Genomic DNA, 15,244 nt, shown 5'->3' with positions numbered 1-15,244 from the left:
CGCGGTTCCCTATCGTCCCGTGAGCGCCTCGCTCGCCGGCGCGAACTCGATCGTCTCCCCGAGCCCGTCCTCGCGTGCGCGCTCGTAGAGCATGTGGGCGGCCGCGACAGTCTCGATGCCCGTCCCGCCGGAGTCGAAGACGGTCACCTCCTCGTCTCCCGTCCGGCCCGGACGGGTACCGGCGACGACGTCGCCGAGTTCGACGGCGGCGTGTCCCTCGTCGACGAGCCCGGCCTCCCGCGCCGCGAGGAACGAGCCGGCGTCGCGCGTGGCACGGTCGGACAGGTCGGGAATGTACGTCGCACGCGCGACCAGCTCGGGCGGGAGCTCGTTCTTTCCCGGAGCGTACTGGCCCATCGCCGTGACGTGGGTACCGGCCTCCACGTCGTTGTCGTCGATGACCGGGTCGCTCGAGGTCGTCGCCGTGATCACCACGTCCGCATCCGAGAGCGCCTCGCTCGCGCTCGCGACCGCGCGCACGTCGGCGTCGAGCCGGTCGTCGAACTCCGCCGCGAACGACTCGCGGTTCTCGGCCGTCGGTGAGAAGACCCGGACCGCCTCGAACGGGCGGACGGTGGCGGCCGCGCGGAGCTGACCGCGCGCCTGCGACCCACTCCCGATCACGGCGATCTCCGTCGCGTCCTCGCGGGCGAGCGCGTCGACGGCGACCGCGCCCGCGGCGCCCGTCTTGAACGGGTTCATCGACGCGCCGTCGATCAGCGCGAGCGGCTCGCCGGAGTCCGCGTCGAAGAGCGGCGTCATGAACCACGCGTCCCGCTCGCCGAAGCCGGCCGAGTAGGTGTACCCGCCCATCGCGCCCGTCTCGGGGAGGAGCGCGACGTAGGTCGTGAGCATTCCCGGCGGGTCCTCGCTGCCGAGTTTCGTCCGCGGTTCCGCCGGCGCGCCCTCGCCGATCTGTCGGTACCCCTCCCGGACGGCCGCGACGTAGTCGGCCGGCTCAGCGAGGTCGTCCACGTCGTCGCTCGTGAGAAACAGCGTATCGGTCACGTCCCACCCGTGGGGCGGGAGCAACTAAACGATACAGGACGCGGTGATCAGTCCGAGCCCGGTCCGGCGAGGGGACTGGTATCGGACGGCGATCCGGTTCCGGAGGGCGAACCGGTCGCGGTCCGGGTCGCGTCGCCGAGGGGAGCCCGCACGAACATCGCGTGGCCCATGAGCGCCAGCGCGACGCCCGCGCCCACGGGGACGGCCGCCGTCAACGACAGTCCGACCAGATTCAGGAAGGCAGTCACGCCGATCAGGGCGGCCGGGATCAGTCCGAGGACGTAGTCATAGTACCTACTCATAATCCGCGTGGGCGTACGAACCAGATCGACATAATTCTTTGGTGTGCCCAAGGCGTGACACCTCTCGTGAAACGAGAGAACCACTCTATAACTTATCGGAGGCGACAACGACCGCGGCTCCGCGGGCGCTTCCGAAGCCCCGGCCGCGGCCCCTTCCGAAGCCCCGGCCGCGGCCCCTTCCGTTCGCCCGCAACCACGCGGTACCGCTCTCTCACCTCGGGCCATTCGTGTCGATACCCACTCACGTCCCGCCGATCCCCGTTTCGTTTTAGAATATCCGAACGAATATTTATAGATCCGAAAACGAGGTTGTTATTGCCGAATCTCTCCCCGGACAGTAGCCACTTTTTTATTTGTGCTCGAGAACGTGATCGTGAAGCCGAATGCCTGAAGACTCTACTCACGAAACGGGTATCTCCGACGTCGTCGCGTCGGAATCTCCCGTGACGACGAACTCCGGAGCGTCCGCGTTCGACGACCAGAACCGAACGGAGGTTGCTCGATAATGGCGGACACCACGCAGGATTGGTGGCCGAACCAGTTGGAGCTGGATCTCCTCGACGAGCACGCCGGCAACCCCGGGCCGCTCGACGAGGAGTTCGACTACGCCGAGGCGTTCGAGGAACTCGACCTCGACGCGGTGAAGGCGGACATCGAGGAGGTAATGACCACGTCACAGGACTGGTGGCCGGCCGACTACGGCCACTACGGGCCGCTCTTCATCCGGATGGCGTGGCACAGCGCCGGCACCTACAGAACGCACGACGGCCGCGGCGGCGCGGCCGGCGGACGACAGCGGCTCCCCCCGCTCAACAGCTGGCCGGACAACGTCAACCTCGACAAGGCACGGCGACTGCTCTGGCCGGTCAAACGGAAGTACGGTCGAAAGCTCTCGTGGGCCGACCTGATCGTCCTCACCGGGAACGTCGCCCTCGAGTCGATGGGCTTCGAGACGTTCGGCTTCGCCGGCGGCCGCGAGGACGAGTTCAAGCCCGACGACGCCGTCGACTGGGGTCCAGAGGACGAGTGGGAATCGACCTCGGCGGAGCGCTTCGAGGAGGACGGCCGCCTCGACGACGCCCTCGGGAACACCGTCATGGGGCTGATCTACGTGAACCCGGAGGGCCCGAACGGCGAACCGGACCTCGAGGGGTCCGCGGCGAACATCCGCGACACCTTCAGCCACATGGCGATGGACGACAAGGAGACGGTCGCGCTCATCGCCGGCGGCCACACCTTCGGGAAGGTCCACGGCGCCGACTCCGGCGACAACCTCGGACTGGAGCCCGAGGACGCCCCGATCGACCTCCAGGGACTCGGGTGGGACAACGAGTTCGGTGAGGGGAAAGGTCCCGACACGATCACCAGCGGGATCGAGGGGCCGTGGAACGCCACGCCGACTTCGTGGGACCTGAGCTACGTCAACAACCTGCTCAGCTACGAGTGGGAACCGGAGAAGGGTCCCGGCGGCGCGTGGCAGTGGACCACGAAGAACGACGAGCTCGACGACGCCGCCCCCGGCGTTCAGGACCCCGCGGACAAGGAGGACGTGATGATGCTGACGACGGACGTCGCGTTGAAACACGACGACGACTTCCGGGCCGTCTTGGAGGAGTTCCGTGACGACCCCGATGAGTTCCAGGCGTCGTTCGCGCGGGCGTGGTACAAGCTCATCCACCGCGACATGGGTCCGCCGGAGCGGTTCCTCGGCCCCGAGGTCCCCGACGAGACGATGCTCTGGCAGGACCCGCTTCCCGACGTCGACTACGAGGTCGTCGGCGAGGCGGAGGTCGCCGAGCTCGAGGACCTGATCGCCGACTCCGACCTCTCGGTCTCCGAGCGGGTCGAGACCGCGTGGGCGTCCGCGTCCACGTTCCGCCACAGCGACAAGCGCGGCGGCGCGAACGGTGCGCGGGTCCGCCTCGAGCCCCAGCGGAGCTGGGAGGTCAACGACCCCGACGGGCTGGAATCCGTACTGGAGACGTACGAGGAGATCCGGGCGGAGTTCAACGACTCGCGCGACGACGACGTGCGGGTGTCGCTCGCCGACCTGATCGTCCTCGGCGGCAATCTCGCGGTCGAGGAGGCCGCCGCGGCCGCCGGCCACGACGTCGACGTCCCGTTCGAGCCGGGGCGCGTCGACGCCACGCAGGAGGAGACGGACGAGGAGTCCTTCGAGGTGCTCGAACCGAAGGTCGACGCCGTCCGCAACTACCTCGGCGAGGACCTGCCTCACGAGCCGGAACACGAGATGGTCGACAGAGCGGAGCTGCTGAAGCTGTCCGTCCCCGAGCTGACGGCGCTCGTCGGCGGCATGCGCGTCCTCGACGCGAACTACGACGGCTCCGACCGCGGCGTGTTCACCGACGAGCCGGAGACGCTGACGAACGACTTCTTCGTCAACCTGCTCGACTTCGACCGCGACTGGGTGCCCGTCGACGAGGAGGAGGAGGTCTTCGAGCTTCGCGACCCCGAGACCGGCGAGGTCGACTGGACCGCGACCCGGCTCGACCTGATCTTCGGGTCGAACTCCCGTCTCCGCGCCGTATCCGAGGTCTACGGTGCCGAGGACGGTGAGGAGCAGTTCGTTCGGGACTTCGCCGACGCGTGGAGCGAGGTCATGAAGCTCGACCGCTTCGACCTCGAGTGAGGGGTCCGTAGCCGACGGGGCCACTCCTCGGCAACGCCGGCCGATTGACGTACCGTTTTCCCCGGATCTCGCGATGGACCGATAGATGTTCGAACGCCTCGGGTTCGATTCCGTGCCGCGTGAGACCGCCCTCGTGGTCGGGCTCGTGAGCGGGTCGCACGTCGTGAATCACCTGTATCTCGTGTTGTTCCCGCCGATCCTGGGGACGCTGGCCGCCGACTTCGACGTGGGGTTAGCCGCGTTAGGGGTCGCGATGGGCGTCCAGGCGTTCGTCAACACCGCCTTACAGCTTCCGTACGGCTACCTCTCCGACAACTACGACCGCGTGGTCACGCTCGCGCTCTGTCTCGGTCTCGGCGCGCTCGGCGCGGGGGTCCTCGCGATCGCGCCCACCTTCGAGGTCCTCCTGGTCGGGCAGGCGGTACTGGGTGCGGGGATCGCCGGTCACCACCCGTCACACTTCCCGCTGCTTTCCGACGCCAGCAGCGCCGAGTTGCGCGGGAAGGCCTACAGCGCCCACGGCTTCGCCGGGAATATCGGGTTCGCCGCGCCGCCCGTGGTCATCCTCGGCGTCACGGCGCTGCCGGGCGCGACGTGGCGACACGCCTTCGGGCTCATCGCCGTGTTCGGGGCGGTTTACGGAGCGATCGCCTGCTACGTGCTCGCCAGACACGTGAGCGACGAGGTGACGCGGCCGAACACCGGAGCCATCGACGCCGACGACGCGCGAACGGAGGCGACGTCCCGCGTCGGCCGCGTTCGAGAGGAGATCCGGGCTCTCGGCGCGTCGCGGCCGATCCTCGGGCTCGGCGTGATCGCGCTTCTCGCCTCGACGGCGTTCTGGGGCGTCTCCTCGTACCTCGTGGTGTTCTTGGAGGAGGGATACGGCGTCGCCTCCGGGATCGCGAGCCTCTCGCTCACGGCGATGTTCGTCGCGGGTGCGGCCCTGATCATCGCCGGCGGCGTGTTGGCCGACCGGTTTCGGCCGGGCCCGATCCTCGCGGTCGCGTACCTGCTCGTCGGCGTCGCCGTCTTCGCGCTGGCGTCGATGGCCGCGCCGCCGCTCGTCGCGCTCGGGATCGGCGTGCTCGCCGGAAGCCTCGGCAGCCTCGGGCTGCCCGCCCGCGACAAGCTCGCCGACCTGCTGTCGTCGCGGGGCGACATCGGCCGGAACTTCGCGGTCGTGACGATCGGGATCATGATCGGGAACACGGTCGCACCGCCCCTCTTCGGCGCCCTCATCGAGTCGAGCGGCTACCGCGGAACGTTCGCGCTCGTCGGCGTCTTCGCCGTGCTCGCGGCGGTCGCGACGGTCGCGATCGTGGCTCGCTACCGCGACGGGATCCGGGACGGCGCGGCGGCGGCCGCGGCGGGGGAGTGACCCGCGGGTCGGCGTCGTCGACGGCAGCGGCGCACCGCCTCACCACGCCGGAACGAGAAGCAGCGCGACGGTGAGCGAGATGAAGACCAGTTTCAACGCCGTGTTGACCGCGATCACCTTCGTCCCGAACGACGCCCCCCAGATCCCGTACTGGAACGGGATCGAGCGCCGGAACGTCGAGACGGCGAAGGAGAGAATGCCGCCGATGAGCAGGGTCGCGACCGCGGTCCGCGGCGTGAACGTCCCGTCGAGCAGCGGCTGGATGGCGACCGCGCCGGCGGTCGTGTCGAGGGTGTACACCGCGATCACGGGGACCGCCGCGCTCGGCAGACCGAGCGCCCCCGTGATCGGCTCCGCGACCGCCGTCAGCGACTCCACGTCGTAGTTGGCCACGAACGCGATCACGAGCGTGTACACGACCGCCAGCCGGGGGACGATCCGCCGGAGCGTCGACCACGACTTCACGGCGGCCTCGCGGACGCGCTCGCGGCTCGGTCGGTCGTCCTCGTCGGGGCCGGCGGCGTCGACGTCGGCGAGCGCCGACCGGTCCACGTTGCGCTCGGAGACGAGGACCCCTCCGAGGAGCACGCCCGTGACCGTGATCGCGAGCGCGATTCCGGCGCGCGCGGAGACGTACAGGACGCCCGTGGTCGCCCCGAGGATCGGGATCAGGACGGGGACGTAGTAGGTGAACACGTGCTGGACGAACCCGAAGAACGTGTTGATGACGACGGCGACGAGCGTCGCGCGGTCGTCGAGCAGCCCCGACTCGCGGTACTCCGCGAGCGTGGCGTAGCCCGCGGTCGTCGACGCCGCGGTCGTGAGGATCGCGGTTCCCACCTCGTCCGGGAGGTTCGCGGGCCGCGTGAGGTACCCCGAGAGCCCGGCCACGTACCGGATCAGCCCGAACGCGACCGCGACGTTCGCGGCGAACACCCCGGCGGCGATGAACGCGGCGATCCGCGCGAGCCGCGGCAGAACTTCGGCGAACAGCCCCGCGAATTCGGCGACGACCGATTGCACTCGCGGGGGTACGTCCCGGTCGGGCAAATGACCGTCGGAAGTGCCGCCGATCGACGACGGTTCATCGAACCGATCCTCCGCGCGGCTTATGGTTCCCCGCCGAGAAGCCCCCCGCGATGGCACCCGCCGAGGACGACATCTCGATCGAGGAGAAACGCGTGTACGCGGGTTCCGCAGGCCGAACGGACGCCTACGTCGCGACCGAAACCGGCGTCGTCCGGGTCGCGATCTCCGGCGACAAGGTCGGCGAGTTCGAGCTGGCGACCCGCGACCCCGCCCGCGACGTCGCCGTCCTCGCGCGGACCGACGCCGCCGACGTTCTCGCGGTCGCGACCGAGGACGGCCTCCTCGTCGCCTCGATGGACGGTGACCGCGCCGGCGACGGCTCCGCCCCCTCGCCCGCCGGAGTCGGCTCCGCAGTCGCGGTCGGCGTCCACGACGGGGCGTTCCTCGCGGCCGACGCGGAGGGGGAGATCCACCGGATCGCCCTCGACGGCGCCCCCGACGCCGATCTCGACGCGGCTGCGGGACTCGACGCGACCCGGATCGGTGACGTGAACGACCCGCGCGCGATCGACGGGCCGCTGGTCGCCGCGAGCGACGGGGTTCACCGGGTCGTCGGGGCGCCGAACCGCGGGAGCGACGCTCTCACGCTCGAGTCCGTCGGGCTCGAGGACGCTCGCGACGTCGCGGGCGCGGGGGTCCCGCTGGCCGCGACCGCGGACGGGCTCTACTGGCTCGGGAACGGTTGGATGTCGGCGAGCGACGGGGACGCGACCGGCGTCGCCGCCGACGGGGACGGCCACGCCCTCGCGGTGGTCGACGGCGACCTCCTCGTTCGCGACGGTACGAGAGACGGTGAAGACGGAAGCGCCGGCGACGCCGGCTGGGACGCCGATTCCTGGCGCGTCACGGACCTTCCGGTCGAGGAGCGACCCGTCGCGCTCGGGTACGGACCCGGCGTGTCGATCGCGGTCACCGACGCCGGGACGCTGTGTGTCGACGCGGGCGACGGGTGGCGACACCAGGTCCTCGGCGTTCGCGGGGTCGCGGGCGTCGCGCTGGCGGCCGTGGAATGAACTCGACGACGCTCGTTCAGGGGGTCGGCAGCGCGACCTCCTCGCCGTCGGCGTAGACGGTCGGGTCCCTGATGATCCCGTCGAGGTGGAGCGGCGCGTCGGTCTCCCCGCCGATCCCGGCGTCGTCGCCGATGGCGACGTGGACCGTTCCGGCCGCCTTCTCGTCGAGGAGGACGGAGCCGACCAGCGCCTCGACGCCGACGTTGGTGCCGATCCCGAGTTCCGCGAGGTTGTAGGCGGCGTCGCCGACTTCCTCGGCGGCGGCCTCCACGTCGGCGCGGATCGCGTCGTCCTCGATGACGGTGACCAGTCCGTCCTCGACCTCGAAGGCGAGTTCCTGGCCCTCCTCGAGCAGCCCGTGGGGCATCATCGTCCCGTCGACGACGTAGGTGCCGGTCGCGGTCTCGGGCGCGATGAACACCTCGCCGGCCGGCAGGTTCGAGAAGTCGCCGGGCTCGTGGACCATCCCCGTGTCCGCATGCCACTCGCGGTCGCCGAGCCCGAACGTGACGTCGGTCCCTGACGGCGACGTGACCCGGACTTCCTCGGCGTCGCCGACCGCGTCGAGCACGCGGTCGCAGGCCTCGTCGATGGCGGCGTAGTCGGCGTCGAGCCCGGTGACGAACACGCCCTCCGTGATCCCCGGAAGCGTCGCGCCGCGGGAGCCGGCCTCGCAGGCCGCCCCGCGGGCGCGGGTGTGGCTCAGGCTCTTCGTCGTCGGCGCACAGAAGACGTCGCTTTCGCGCATCGCGGCGGCGACGGGGGCGGGGGGCTCGGTCCCGTGCTGCTCGCTCGGCGGGTACCGAAGCAGCGTCGCGTCGTCGGTCGCCGCGGTCGCGGCCGCGTACAGCGCCTCGCCGATCGGCTCGCGCTCGTCGTCGGTGACGACGACGACCGACTCGTCCGCGCCGACGTTCAGACACTGTCCGATGGCGGTTCGAGCCGCCTCCGCGAGGTGTTCGCTCATGTCCCGTCATGAGTCGGCGCGGGCGTTAGTCCTTGTCATCCGGGTCGAGAACGACCGCGGCGATTACTCTATTATTACTCGATTACGTAACAAGGTTGTATTGCTTCGTCGTCCCGAATTAACGGAGTCGTTACTCACGGCGTAGTTAATTTCTATAGAAAAACCTCGAAACAATTATAGCGCCACACGGTGGACGTAAAGATATGATACGCGTGGGCGTCAACGGCTACGGGACGATCGGGAAACGCGTCGCGGACGCGGTCACGGCCCAGCCCGACATGGAACTCGTGGGCGTCACGAAGACCAAACCGAACTACGAGGCGGAGGCCGCGATCCGCCGCGGATACGACCTCTACGCTGCGATCGCCGACCGCGCGACCGAGTTCGAGGCCGCGGGCGTCGAGACCGCCGGCACCCTCTCCGATCTCCTCGAGGCCGTCGACGTCGTCGTCGACTGTACGCCCTCCGGGATCGGCGCACGGAACCGCTCGGTCTACGCGGCACACGACACGCCCGCGATCTTCCAGGGCGGCGAGGACGCCGACGTCGCCGACGCCTCCTTCAACGCCCGGACGAGTTTCGAGGCGGCTCGCGGGGCCGACACCCTGCGCGTCGTCTCGTGTAACACCACGGGGCTCGCTCGTCTGCTCGCGCCGCTGGACGAAGCGTACGGGGTCGAGAAGGCCCGCGTCACGTTGGTCCGACGCGGTGGCGACCCGAGCGAGACCGGCCGCGGCCCGATAAACGACGTGGTGCCCGACCCGACGACGGTCCCCTCTCACCACGGTCCGGACGTGAACACCGTCCTGCCGGGCGTCGCCGTCGACACCGCCGCGTTGAAGGTGCCGGTGACCGCGATGCACACCCACAGCGTCAACGTCACGCTCCGCCAGGCTCCCACCACCGAGGCGGTCCGCGACCTGCTCGCCGACGAATCCCGGATCTTCACCATCCCCGAGGCGGCCGGCATCGACGGGGCCGGAAAACTGAAGGAGTACGCGATGGACCGCGGTCGCCCCCGCGGTGACCTCTGGGAGAACTGCGTCTGGGAGGAGTCGATCAACGTCTCCGGACGCGACTTGTACCTCTTCGAGAACGTCCACCAGGAGGCGGACGTGGTCCCCGAGAACGTCGACGCGATCCGCGCGCTGACCACGGACCTCTCCGCGTCGGAATCGGTGGAACGAACGAACGAGGCGCTCGGCGTCGGGCTGGAGAGCCTCCTCTCGTCCGGCGACGACGCCCGCGATCCGATCACCGCTGACGACTGACGCCCGCGATCTCCCGTTTCGGTTCCGCCCTCTCGTTTCGGCCCCCTACCGCGACCGCTTTGACTCCCCGTCCGTCGGCGTCGCCACGAGGTACGTCCGGCCGCCGCGACGCTCGAGGTGGACCTCGCCACCGGCGACCCGGTTCGACCGGATCCGGTCGGCGATGCGGTCGGTTCGACACTCCGTGACGTCCACGCGCGTCGGCGACGCGTACCGCGGCCGATCCTCCGATGACACGCTCATACCTCCGAGTTCGCACGCGACGCCCCTATAACCGAGCCAACCGCGGAGTGAAACTGAAAGTGAAGCGCTCTCGGACGGTCGCGGCCGGGAAACCGGTTCGACGGTCGGGTCGCCTAGCCGCCTACGCGAACCGCTCCGGCGGCCAGCGGGGTTCGGCCGCCCGCTCGTAGGCGTACCCGAGCTCGAGGAGCCGGGGTTCGGCGAACGGCCGGCCGAGGAGTTCGAACCCGACCGGGAGCTCCTCGCCGTCGGCGGCGGCGAACCCGGCGGGCAACACGATCGAGGGGAGCCCAGTGTGTGCCGAGAGCTCACAGCGCATCTCCGAGAAGGGCTGGTGGTCGGGCATCTCGACCGGCAGCGCCATCGAGGGCGGGTACAACAGCGCGTCGAGGTCCTCGGCGACCAGCCGGTTCACCGTCTCGGTCCGGATCGTCTCGCGCCGCGCGAGCGCCCGCTGGTACTCGAGGTCGTCGTCCACCCCCTCGGCCACGCCGAGGATCCCCCCGTCCAGCACGCGCTCCTCGACGCTCGGGGCCATCGTCCCGCTCTCGGCCAGCTCCCGCAGCGAGTCGACGGGCGTCCCGTCGCGCGCCGCGAGGTACGCGTCGTAGTCGCGCTCGAACTCCTTGCCGACGACCCGCGCGGAGTCGAGGAACTCGCCGTCGACGACCTCGACGGGGTCGACGAGGGTCGCGCCCGCCGCCTCGAGTTCTCCCATCGCGGACTCGATCACGGTCTCGATCGCCTCGGCGGTGTCCGCCGCCGGGTTTCCCGGATCGGACACCTCGAAGAGGTCGCGCGCGACGCCGATCCGCGCGCCCTCCAACCCCTCCGCGTCGAGGTGCGCCGCGTACCCCTCCTCCGGCACCTCGCCGACGCCGAGTGCGGTGACCGGATCGGCCGGGTCGTACCCGACCATCGTCTCGAGCGTCCGCGCCGCGTCGGCGACCGTTCGGGTGATCGGTCCCGCGGTGTCCTGCGTCGCCGACAGCGGAACGATCCCGGTGCGGCTCACCAACCCCCGCGTGGGTCGGAGCCCGACGAGGCTCGTGAACGCCGGCGGCGAACGCACCGACGAACAGGTGTCAGTCCCGGTGCCCACCGCCGCGAGGTTGCTCGCGATCGCCGCGGCGGTCCCGCCGCTCGAGCCCGAGGGCCGCCGGTCGAGCGCGTAGGGGTTCCGCGTCTCGCCGCCGAGCGAGCTCACGGAGTCGACCCCGAAGGAGAGCTCCTGGAGGTTCGTCTTCGCGAGGATCACCGCGCCGGCCTCCCGGAGCCGCTCGACGACGAACGCGTCCTCGTCGGGGACGAACTCCGCGAAGAGTTCCGATCCCGCCGTCGTCGGCATGTCGGCCGTGTCGTGGTTGTCCTTGATCGCCGTCGGGACCCCGTGGAGCGGCCCGACGGCCCCGTCAGCCTCGAATCGGTCATCCAACTCTCGAGCGCGTTCGAGCGCGTCCTCGTTCACCGTCAGGACGGCGTTGAGGTCGTCGGCGTGTTCTTCGATCCGGTCGAGGTACGCCTCGGCCAGTTCCTCGGCCGTCAGCGTCTCCGCCTCGAAGGCGTCGTGTATCTCAGCGACCGTCGCCTCCAGCAGGTCGAAGTCGTCGTCGGTCGGTCGGTCGGTCATCCCCTGAAGCCGACTGATCGAGCACGGATAGTGTTTTCGCCGATTCGTTCGATCGGCTCACACACTCTCCGGGGTTCTATTACGATCCCGAACGCGCCGAGGAACTCCTCGATGACGCCGGCTACACCGGCGATCCGCGGTTCGAAGCGACGATCCTGGCGCTTCCGGAAGACCAGCGTGAACTCACGGTCGTTCAGGAACAGCTCAGCGAGGTCGGCATCGAGATCGAACTCGACATCCAACAGCAGTCGTCCTACTGGGACAACACCTACCGGTACGAGCAGCTCCTGACGGCGTACGGCGGCGCGTCGGACGTCGACCCGTGGATGTCCGATTTCAAACAGTTCGGCTACCCGAACGAGGAGACGACGGAGGGCGCCTGGCAGCGTGGACTCTACTTCAACGAGGAGTACAGCGAACTGCTCAACGAGGCGAACGCGACGCCGGACCTCGAGGGACGCGCGGAGGTGTATCAGGACGTCAACGAGAAGTTCATCGAGGACGCCGTGTTCATCACGACGGTGTTCCCGCTGAACCCGAAGGCGCTCGGTGAGGGCGTCTCGGGAGTGGGAACCCAGGGAGGGCTGAGTAACTTCCATTACGCCTCGCTGGATGGATGAGTAGCGCACCACCCGTGACGCCCGCAGACGTCCCTACCGTGACTCGAAACGAATCGGAGGACATCGAGGGAGGTGACCGCTCGTGGGGTTGAAACAATACCTGCTCAAGCGGTTGATACACTCCGTGTTCGTCATGTTCTTCGTCGTCACGGTGGTGTTCTTCGCGGTCCGATCGGTCCCGGGCGATCCGGCCCGGCTGATGCTCGGCGGCGACGCGGATCCGGCGGCTCTCGAAGCGCTTCGACAGGAGTTGGGACTGAATCAGCCGCTGTACGTCCAGTACTTCCAGTGGCTTCGACGACTCCTCACGGGTAACTTCGGCGAGTCTATCCGGACGGGAGAGCCCGTTCTCGGTTCTCTCAGCCAGGTCGCGGGACCGACGCTCAGCATCGCGGCACTCGGCATGGCGATCGCGCTCATGATAGCGATCCCGACGGGGATCCTCAGCTCGGTCAAGCGCTACGAGATAGAGGACTACGTGTCGACGACGATCGCGTTCTTCGGGATCAGCATGCCCGCGTTCTGGATCGGCATCGTCCTGATCCTCGTGATCGGCGTGAACGTCGATCCCATACCGACCTTCGGATACACGCCGATCGAGGAGGGAATCAGTCCCTGGTTCAGATCGATCATCCTACCCGCGTTCGCCGTCGGCTTCCCGTACGGCGGGATCTTGATGCGGATGATGCGCTCGTCGATGCTCGAAGTGCTCAACGAGGACTACATGCGGACCGCGCGCGCGAAGGGGCTCACCTCGAACCTCGTGCTGTTCAAACACGAGCTACAGAACGCGTTGAGCCCGGTCGTCACGCTCGCGGGCATCTTCCTCGCTGTCGTCCTCGGCGGCGTCGTCGCCGTCGAGATCGTCTTCGGGATCCGCGGGCTCGGCCGCCTCCTCATCGGATCGATCAACCGGCGGGACTTCCCGCTGATCCAGGGTACGGTGCTGATTATCTCCTTCGTGTTCGTTCTCGCGAACATCGTCGTCGACCTCCTGTATACGATGATCAACCCACGAATCAAGTACGGCGGTGATGAGTAACGATGTCGAGCCGTTTCGACACCGATGGCGGTCGCGTGTTCGGTATTCGAACCGACCTCATCGAACAGTTCATCGACACGGTCAACCGGGACCTGAAGGCCAAGATCGGCGTGGTGATCGTCACGCTGTTCGTCATCGCGGCGATCTTCGCGCCGGAGCTGGCGCCGTACGACCCGATGGCACAGGACTTCACTCCGCTTCAGGCGCCCGCGCTCTCGAGCGAGACGCCCCTCGGGACCGACTCGTTCGGCCGGGACCTGCTGTCCCGGTTGATGTACGGCGCGCGGATCAGCCTCGGCGTCGGATTGGGTGCCGTCCTGTTCGGCGCGGTCACCGGCGTCCTCCTCGGACTGGTCGCCGGGTTCTACGGCGGCTGGATCGACGACCTCCTGATGCGGAGCGTCGACGTCATGTGGGCGTTCCCGTGGCTGCTCATCGCCATCATGCTCGTCGCGATCTTCGGACAGGGAGTCTGGAACGTCATCATCGCGGTCGGGTTCGCGTACATCGACGACTTCGCGCGGATCACCCGCGGTGAGGTCCTCTCCATCCGCGAGGAGGAGTACGTGCTCGCCGCGGAGAGCATCGGACTCGGAAACTCCGAGATCATCTTCGAGGAGGTGTTCCCGAACACCGTCGCCCCGATCATCGTCCAGTTCACCGTGCTCGTGGCTCGCGCCATGCTGGCGGAAGCGACGCTCTCGTTCCTCGGACTCGGCGTGAAACCGTCGACGCCGACGTGGGGTGCGCTGTTGGGCCAGGGTCGTGACTTCATCACGACGGCGTGGTGGATCTCGATACTCCTTGGACTTCTAATCATGATAACTGTACTTGGCATAAACCTCTTCGGAGACGCGTTGCGGGACGCATTCGACGTCAGGGAGGTGGATAGCGAATGAACCAGTCGCTGTTGGACGTGCGCGGACTCACGACGTCCTTCGAGACCGGGCAGGGACGGCTCACCGCCGTCGACGACGTCTCCTTCAGCATCGAGGAGGGAGAGGTGTTCGGCGTCGTGGGCGAGTCCGGCTCCGGAAAGAGCGTCACGGCGTTGTCGGTGATGCGACTCCTCGACGACGCCGGAACGGTCGAGGCGGACGAGGTGCGGTTCGACGGCACCGACCTGCTCTCGTTGAGCGAGTCCGAGATGCGCTCGGTCCGCGGCGGGGAGATCAGCATGATCTTCCAAGACCCGATGACGAGTCTGAACCCGGTGATGACGATCGGCGAGCAGATCGCCGAGGTCGTCCGCCACCACGGCGACACCGGCGAGCGGGCCGGATTCTGGAGCGAGATGCGCCGGAAGTACGTCACCGGCACCTCGACGGAGAGCCGTTCCTGGCAGCGCGCGATCGAGCTCTTAGAGACCGTCGGGATCCCCGAGCCCGAACAGCGGGCGACGGAGTATCCCCACCAGCTCTCGGGCGGAATGCGCCAGCGCGTCGTCATCGCGCAGGCGCTCGCGGTCGAACCGGATCTGATCATCGCCGACGAGCCCGTCTCAGCGCTGGACGTGAGCGTTCAAGCGCAGATCATCAACCTGATGAAGCGCTCCAGGACAAGTACGGTCTCTCGTACGTGTTCATCGCGCACGACCTCAGCGTCGTCAAACACATCAGCGACCGTGTCGCCGTGATGTACCTGGGAAAGATCGTCGAGCAGGGGCGGAAGGAGGACATCTTCGGGAACCCCCAACACCCGTACACCCGGGCGCTCCTCCACTCGATCCCTCGAGTGGACGGAAAACGGAAACGCCACGAGTCGCTGTTGGAGGGGAACCCGCCGAGTCCGATCGACCCGCCGTCCGGGTGTCGGTTCCGCACCCGTTGTCCGGAGTATCTCGGGGACGAGTGTGCCGACACGGAACCCGAACTCCGGGCGGTCGCGGGCGAATCGGGTACCGTCGCTCCACCGGAACGCGTCGAGGCGATATCCACCGACGGGGAGTCCTCCGACGAGCACGCGATCGCCTGTCACTGGCTGGGGAAATCCAGCGAACGACGCGCGGATCAAGACCCGATGTCGTGA

15 protein-coding genes and 1 pseudogene are annotated in these 15,244 nt (G+C 68.5%); 10 read left to right on the top strand and 6 right to left on the bottom strand.

Annotation, left to right across the window (positions count from 1 at the left end; translation table 11 throughout):
* Nucleotides 1–9: 9 nt before the first annotated feature.
* Complete coding sequence (locus tag FN829_RS03935; protein WP_142985697.1) at nt 10–1,008, bottom strand: ornithine cyclodeaminase family protein; 999 nt, start codon at nt 1,006–1,008, stop codon at nt 10–12.
* 47 nt (nt 1,009–1,055) lie between these two features.
* On the bottom strand, nt 1,056–1,310 hold the full coding sequence (locus FN829_RS03930; RefSeq protein ID WP_142985696.1) for a hypothetical protein: 255 nt from the start codon (nt 1,308–1,310) through the stop codon (nt 1,056–1,058).
* Nucleotides 1,311–1,815: 505 nt separating this feature from the next.
* On the opposite strand from FN829_RS03930, the gene katG reads away from it, so the two are divergent.
* Together katG and FN829_RS03920 are read left to right on the top strand one after the other, a co-directional pair.
* Nucleotides 1,816–3,960, top strand: a complete 2,145-nt coding sequence (katG, locus tag FN829_RS03925) for a catalase/peroxidase HPI (protein WP_142985695.1) — start codon at nt 1,816–1,818, stop codon at nt 3,958–3,960.
* 85 nt (nt 3,961–4,045) lie between these two features.
* On the top strand, nt 4,046–5,341 hold the full coding sequence (locus FN829_RS03920) for an MFS transporter (RefSeq protein ID WP_142985694.1): 1,296 nt from the start codon (nt 4,046–4,048) through the stop codon (nt 5,339–5,341).
* A gap of 39 nt (nt 5,342–5,380) precedes the next feature.
* Here the strand turns inward: FN829_RS03920 and FN829_RS03915 are convergent, their stop codons facing one another.
* Nucleotides 5,381–6,364, bottom strand: coding sequence for a nucleoside recognition protein (locus tag FN829_RS03915; RefSeq protein ID WP_142985693.1), 984 nt, complete (start codon nt 6,362–6,364; stop codon nt 5,381–5,383).
* A gap of 116 nt (nt 6,365–6,480) precedes the next feature.
* Here FN829_RS03915 and FN829_RS03910 point away from each other — a divergent pair, with 116 nt between their 5' ends.
* Nucleotides 6,481–7,443, top strand: coding sequence for an HVO_0234 family beta-propeller protein (locus tag FN829_RS03910; protein WP_142985692.1), 963 nt, complete (start codon nt 6,481–6,483; stop codon nt 7,441–7,443).
* A 16-nt stretch (nt 7,444–7,459) separates the two neighbouring features.
* Here the strand turns inward: FN829_RS03910 and FN829_RS03905 are convergent, their stop codons facing one another.
* Nucleotides 7,460–8,410: an aminopeptidase gene (locus tag FN829_RS03905; RefSeq protein ID WP_142985691.1), complete on the bottom strand. Its 951-nt coding sequence runs from the start codon at nt 8,408–8,410 to the stop codon at nt 7,460–7,462.
* 203 nt (nt 8,411–8,613) lie between these two features.
* On the opposite strand from FN829_RS03905, the gene FN829_RS03900 reads away from it, so the two are divergent.
* Nucleotides 8,614–9,681 (top strand): type II glyceraldehyde-3-phosphate dehydrogenase, encoded by a 1,068-nt coding sequence (locus FN829_RS03900; RefSeq protein ID WP_142985690.1) that lies wholly within the window; start codon nt 8,614–8,616, stop codon nt 9,679–9,681.
* 45 nt (nt 9,682–9,726) lie between these two features.
* Here FN829_RS03900 and FN829_RS03895 read toward each other — a convergent pair whose 3' ends face one another.
* Nucleotides 9,727–9,924, bottom strand: a complete 198-nt coding sequence (locus tag FN829_RS03895; RefSeq protein ID WP_142985689.1) for a hypothetical protein — start codon at nt 9,922–9,924, stop codon at nt 9,727–9,729.
* 121 nt (nt 9,925–10,045) lie between these two features.
* The gene (locus FN829_RS03890) at nt 10,046–11,554 is read right to left on the bottom strand and encodes an amidase (RefSeq protein ID WP_142985688.1); all 1,509 of its coding nucleotides are present in this window, start codon (nt 11,552–11,554) and stop codon (nt 10,046–10,048) included.
* A gap of 122 nt (nt 11,555–11,676) precedes the next feature.
* Here FN829_RS03890 and FN829_RS16415 point away from each other — a divergent pair.
* From FN829_RS16415 to FN829_RS16125, 6 genes and pseudogenes are all read left to right on the top strand, one after another.
* A pseudogene (locus tag FN829_RS16415) lies at nt 11,677–11,802 on the top strand (hypothetical protein); the annotation flags it as partial.
* A gap of 78 nt (nt 11,803–11,880) precedes the next feature.
* Entirely contained in the window at nt 11,881–12,174 is a 294-nt protein-coding gene (locus FN829_RS16130; RefSeq protein WP_246066436.1) for a hypothetical protein, read from the top strand.
* An 82-nt stretch (nt 12,175–12,256) separates the two neighbouring features.
* Nucleotides 12,257–13,216, top strand: coding sequence for an ABC transporter permease (locus FN829_RS03880; protein ID WP_185955671.1), 960 nt, complete (start codon nt 12,257–12,259; stop codon nt 13,214–13,216).
* Between the two features lie 2 nt (nt 13,217–13,218).
* Nucleotides 13,219–14,115, top strand: coding sequence for an ABC transporter permease (locus FN829_RS03875; protein WP_142985687.1), 897 nt, complete (start codon nt 13,219–13,221; stop codon nt 14,113–14,115).
* Nucleotides 14,112–14,852 carry an ABC transporter ATP-binding protein gene (locus FN829_RS03870; protein ID WP_246066435.1) on the top strand — a complete coding sequence of 247 codons (741 nt, stop codon included), beginning with the start codon at nt 14,112–14,114 and terminating at the stop codon, nt 14,850–14,852. The genes FN829_RS03875 and FN829_RS03870 overlap by 4 nt, the downstream gene beginning before the upstream one ends.
* Nucleotides 14,852–15,244, top strand: a complete 393-nt coding sequence (locus FN829_RS16125; RefSeq protein WP_246066434.1) for an oligopeptide/dipeptide ABC transporter ATP-binding protein — start codon at nt 14,852–14,854, stop codon at nt 15,242–15,244. Before FN829_RS03870 ends, FN829_RS16125 begins: the two co-directional genes overlap by 1 nt.

Source organism: Halorubrum cibi, assembly GCF_900182635.1.
In the GTDB taxonomy this organism is placed as follows: domain Archaea; phylum Halobacteriota; class Halobacteria; order Halobacteriales; family Haloferacaceae; genus Halorubrum; species Halorubrum cibi.
This window is presented reverse-complemented; position numbering and strand designations above follow the sequence as displayed.